The sequence below is a fragment of the Streptomyces zinciresistens K42 genome (assembly GCF_000225525.1).
Lineage (GTDB): Bacteria > Actinomycetota > Actinomycetes > Streptomycetales > Streptomycetaceae > Streptomyces > Streptomyces zinciresistens.
The window spans coordinates 1-4,457 of the sequence record NZ_AGBF01000327.1 but is presented as its reverse complement, the minus strand read 5'-3'; the positions used below and the strand labels follow the sequence as shown (position 1 = coordinate 4,457).

Genomic DNA, 4,457 nt, shown 5'->3' with positions numbered 1-4,457 from the left:
GCCCCTCGCGCCGGGGCGCCGGGGCGGCGGACCTCTTGCTGTCCCGGCGCAGCGTCCAGCGCCACGCGATGACCGGTGTCGCCGTGATCAGCAGGGCGAAGCCGGCCCAGACGACCATCGCGGGGTGTGCGTTGCCGTACACGAAGCCCGCGGTGATCGATGCGCCGAAGAGCGCGATGAAGTACCAGTGGTACCGGAAGGTGCCGAACCACCGGTCGGGGCTGGCGGAGTCGCCCTTCGGGGTCACCACGAACGAGCTCTTGCGCCGCAGCACCGAGTCCACCAGCGCCTTCGCGTACAGCGGCGCCGACAGCGCGGACATCACCATGCCGGCCACCCCGCCGGAGCCCTCGGGCTCGTGCGGCGAGACGTTGTGCCGGCGGTTCCAGACGTACAGGCCGATCTGGAGGGCCGAGGCGTTGCCGTAGAGCATCAGCCAGACCGCCGGGTCGATGTTGACGCCCGAGGCCCCCAGTCCCAGGAACAGCGCGCAACTCACCGCGGCCAGAATCCAGTTGAGGGCGGACATCGGGTAGAAGACGATCATCATCGTGTAGTTGAGGAGCTTGCCCGGCGGCAGCGAGTACCAGCCCTTCCAGTACTGCTTGAGGATCGTCTCGTACGTCCCGCGCGACCAGCGCATCTGCTGGGTGAAGAAGTCCGTCCAGGCGCTCGGGCCCTCACCGACGGCGAGCACGTCCGGTGTGTAGACCGAGCGCCACTTCGCGCCCGTGGCCGGGTTCCTGTGGCGGTGGATCTCGAAGCCGGTCGCCATGTCCTCGGTGATCGAGTCGTACAGTCCGCCGATCTGCCGGAGCGCCGTGATGCGCACGGCGTTGGAGGTGCCCACGAACATCGGGGCGCCGTAGCGGTTGCCGGCGCGCTGGATCAGCGCGTGGAAGAGGAACTGCTGCGACTCGGCGGCCTTGGTGACGAAGTTGTCGTAATTGCCGTACACCTGGGGGCCGATGACGAAGCCGACGTCCGGGTCGCGGAAGAAGCCGAGCATCCGCTCCAGGTAGTTCGGCAGCGGCACGTGGTCGGTGTCGACGGAGGCGAAGAAGTCGTAGTCGTCGCCGTGCGCGTCGAGCCAGGCGTTGTAGTTGCCGTGCTTGGTCCTGGCGCGGTGCGGGCCCTTGGGCCGGTTCCACTTCGCGACGCCCTTGCGGGAGAAGTGGTGCACGTCGAGCCGCCGGCAGACCTCCTTGACCTCCGCGTCGTCGCCCTCGTCCAGCAGCCACACGTGCAGCAGGCCCCGGTGGCGGAGCCGCACGGCAGCCTCCAGTGTCTTCGTCACCATCTCCAGCGGCTCCTTGCCGGGCACGAAGGAGGTGAGGAAGGCGACTCTGGTGCCGGTCTCCGGCACCACCGGCACCGGGTCGCGGGCGACGAGCGTGGCGTGCGCGTTGGACAGCACGTTCATGCAGCGGAAGAACTCGATCAGGCCGATCGACACGAGCATCACGACGTCGAGCGCCGGCAGCCAGCCGAAGGCCGGGTAGTCCCGCTCGGTCCAGTGCTCGGGCTGGAGCAGCCAGAACAGCAGCACCAGCGAGAGCACCGGGGCCGCGGCCAGCATCAGGGCGACCCGGACGCGGTGCGGCTCCTGCGAGATCAGTGAGCGGTACTGCACCCGGTACGGCCGGCCCGGGTCGGGCTGCGTGAGGGGCCCGGCCAGCCTGCTGTAGTGCTCGTAGTCGTACTTCGGAAGTGTCTTCCTGATGCTGCGGAAGGCTCCGGTCCGGTGGTTCGGGACCCTGAGCCGTGTCGTCTCGGACGGGTCGAGGTCCTGCCGGGCGCCTGACGGCGTCGACGTCATGAGTAATCCCCCCACACGCGGGTCACCGCGTGTCTGTTCGGTCTTGTACAACGGCCGTGCCGGTCCCCCTAGACCGTCACAGGCGTATCAGCGGCGAGCCGCGGTCACCACCGATTCCGGTCCATGGACACAGAAACGCGACCTTCCGGTCGCATCGGGATCTTTCGGTACGGTCCCCGCGCGGGGCCCTTGCGTCCCGGCGGCACCGGCGACCGGCTCGCCGCCCGCGACTGCCGTGTGTGCGCGGCGGCGTGGGCAGCCGGCCCCGCGTCGCGGGCCGGCGTCCGGACGTCCCGTCGGCTCGGGCTCCGCCGGCGCCGGGGCCCCGGAGGCCGGCCGGCGGTCGACGACGAGCTTTTTGATCCGCTCGTGGAGGTCACGGGCTGCCATGGAGCAGAGAGTATCCGGGTGAACACACCGGAGACATGACGATGGCGAGTCATGACCGTCTTGTTTCCGGTCGTGACTCGCCATGGTCATCGTGCGCCGCCAGGGACTCGAACCCCGGACCCGCTGATTAAGAGTCAGCTGCTCTAACCAACTGAGCTAGCGGCGCCTGCCGACGGCACAACTCTACCGGACCCGCGGCGGTGCTCCCGACCACGACCAGGGGATTCACGGGCGGGCCCGCCTCGCCGTAAACCATTCGGACCGTCAACATGCGTGTCCGGACGACAGTTGAGAAACTGGCGGGGTGCACGGCCGCAAGCCGTTCCGTCCGGAGTGTGAAGGGAATCGCATGGAAACTCGGACGCCGGTGTTCGAGGAATTCGATCCGGCGCGTGACTGCGACTGCCCGGGGTGCGCCCACTGGCGACGCGTCCTGCCGCATTCCACGGGCGGCCGCCATCCGGCGGCCCGCCGGGCGCTGGTCGTCGCCGCGGCCGCCGCCACCGGTCCCGCCGCCGGGTACACCGCGGCCGCCGCCCCACCCGCCGCCTCCGGCCGGCCGTCCGTTCTCGCAGGTGAGGTGCCTGGGGCAGGGCAGGCGGGTGCGGCCCCGACACACGGTTCCGTCGGCGGTCCGGCCCGGCCCGCCGACCGGGGCACGACCCCCGCGACCACGCGCGCCCGGATCATCGAGCGGGCCGCGAAACGGGTCGCGGCCAAAATGCCGTACAGCCTGTACGCGTTCCGGTCGGACGGATACCGGCGGGACTGCCCGGGATTCGTCTCGATGGCCTGGAACCTGCCGGGGAACGAGGGGACCGGAAGTCTCGGGAAGTACGGCGTGCGCATCGCTAAGAAGGACCTCGGGCCCGGGGACATTCTGCTGTTCCACAATCCTGCCGATCCGCGGAAGGGTCCGCACGCCGTCGTTTTCGGCGGCTGGACGGATTCCGCGCAGACCGCCTATGCCGCCTACGAGCAGACCCCGCCGCGCACCCGCCGGCAGACCACGCCGTACGCCTACTGGAGCAATTCCGAGCGCTTTGTCGCCTACCGCTACAAAGGACTCGCGTTCGGTCCGGCGGAAAAGAAACCGGTCACTTCCGGAACGGGCAAGACGGAAACCGTCACGAACGAAGCGGGAACGGAAGCGAGAACGGAAGCGGGAACGGAAGCGGGAACGGAAGCGAGAACGGAAGCGAGAACGGAAGCGGGAACGGAAGAGCCGGTCGGGAGGAAACCGGTCGCGGAGGAACCGGGGGCGGCCCGTGCGGAGCCGGACGCGCCGGGGACGGACGCGGTGGAGCCGGACGCGCCGCGGACGGCCGGGGCGCGGACCGCGCGGCCGGAGCCGTACCCGGGTCCCGCGTACTTCGGGCCGGGGGCCCACAACAGGCATGTCGCCCGGCTGGGGCGGATGCTCGTCGAGCGCGGCGCCGGGCACCACTACCTCTCCGGTCCCGGCCCGCGCTGGACGGACGCCGACCGCAGAGCCACCCGGGCGTTCCAGCTCGCCCAGGGCTGGCGCGGCCGGGACGCGGACGGCCGCCCGGGGCCCGCGACCTGGCGGCTGCTGGCCACGGGCACGGGCCGGGACGTCGTACCCGTCGGAACCCGTCCCCCGGCGCGTCCGGCGTCGCACGGCGTGCCCGGCTACCCGGGGCGCGCGCTGTTCCGGCCCGGCGCCGAGAACGCCCATGTCACCGCGCTCGGACGGCAGCTGATCAGCCGGGGCTTCGGGCGGTACCACCGCGACGGTCCGGGTCCGCGCTGGGCGGAGGCGGACCGCCGTGCCGTGGCGGCGTTCCAGCGCGCCCAGGGCTGGCGGGGCGGGGCGGCGGACGGGTCTCCTGGCCCGGAGACCTGGCGGCGGCTGTTCGCCCCGGCGCCGAGGGGGCGGTGACGACACCGGGGTGCGGGGGCTGTGACGACACCGGGTGCGGGGCCGGGGCGGCCTCGCCCGGCCGGGAGCGCCCGGCGCACCACCGGGTGAACGACCTTGCTGTGACGACCTCGCTGTGACGCATCTGGCGCGGAGGCTGGAGGCACCGCATGACCACGACCACTTCTCACACGCCCGAACCCGAGGGGCTCGCGGGACGGCCGGCCGAGGGGCCCGCCCGGCCCGGCCGGCTGATCCGGAACGAGGCGACCACGGAGATCCCCGTCCATCTGCTGTTCCGCGACGATCCCGGCCCGGGGGCGGTGCCGCTCACGCCGACCGTGGTGGCGCGCCGGCGGGGTACGG

The 4,457-nt window shown here is 71.7% G+C and carries 2 protein-coding genes, 1 tRNA gene and 1 pseudogene; 2 read left to right on the top strand and 2 right to left on the bottom strand.

What is annotated here, in order from left to right; translation table 11 throughout:
• Both SZN_RS35590 and SZN_RS35585 read right to left on the bottom strand, forming a co-directional pair.
• The coding region (locus SZN_RS35590) for a glycosyltransferase family 2 protein (protein WP_007505090.1) at positions 1-1,819 on the bottom strand (1,819 nt) is incomplete at its 3' end.
• 482 nt (positions 1,820-2,301) lie between these two features.
• Positions 2,302-2,375 (bottom strand) — tRNA-Lys (locus SZN_RS35585).
• Between the two features lie 183 nt (positions 2,376-2,558).
• Between SZN_RS35585 and SZN_RS35580 the strand changes: the two genes are divergently transcribed.
• Together SZN_RS35580 and SZN_RS35575 are read left to right on the top strand one after the other, a co-directional pair.
• Positions 2,559-4,112, top strand: a complete 1,554-nt coding sequence (locus SZN_RS35580; protein WP_043734925.1) for a peptidoglycan-binding protein — start codon at positions 2,559-2,561, stop codon at positions 4,110-4,112.
• Between the two features lie 149 nt (positions 4,113-4,261).
• Positions 4,262-4,457: pseudogene (locus tag SZN_RS35575) on the top strand (SPFH domain-containing protein); the annotation flags it as partial.

Coding starts and splice junctions, on each gene's coding strand:
- SZN_RS35580 (WP_043734925.1), top strand. CDS start 2,559: ATGGAAACTCGGACGCCGGTGTTCGAGGAATTCGATCCGGCGCGTGAC.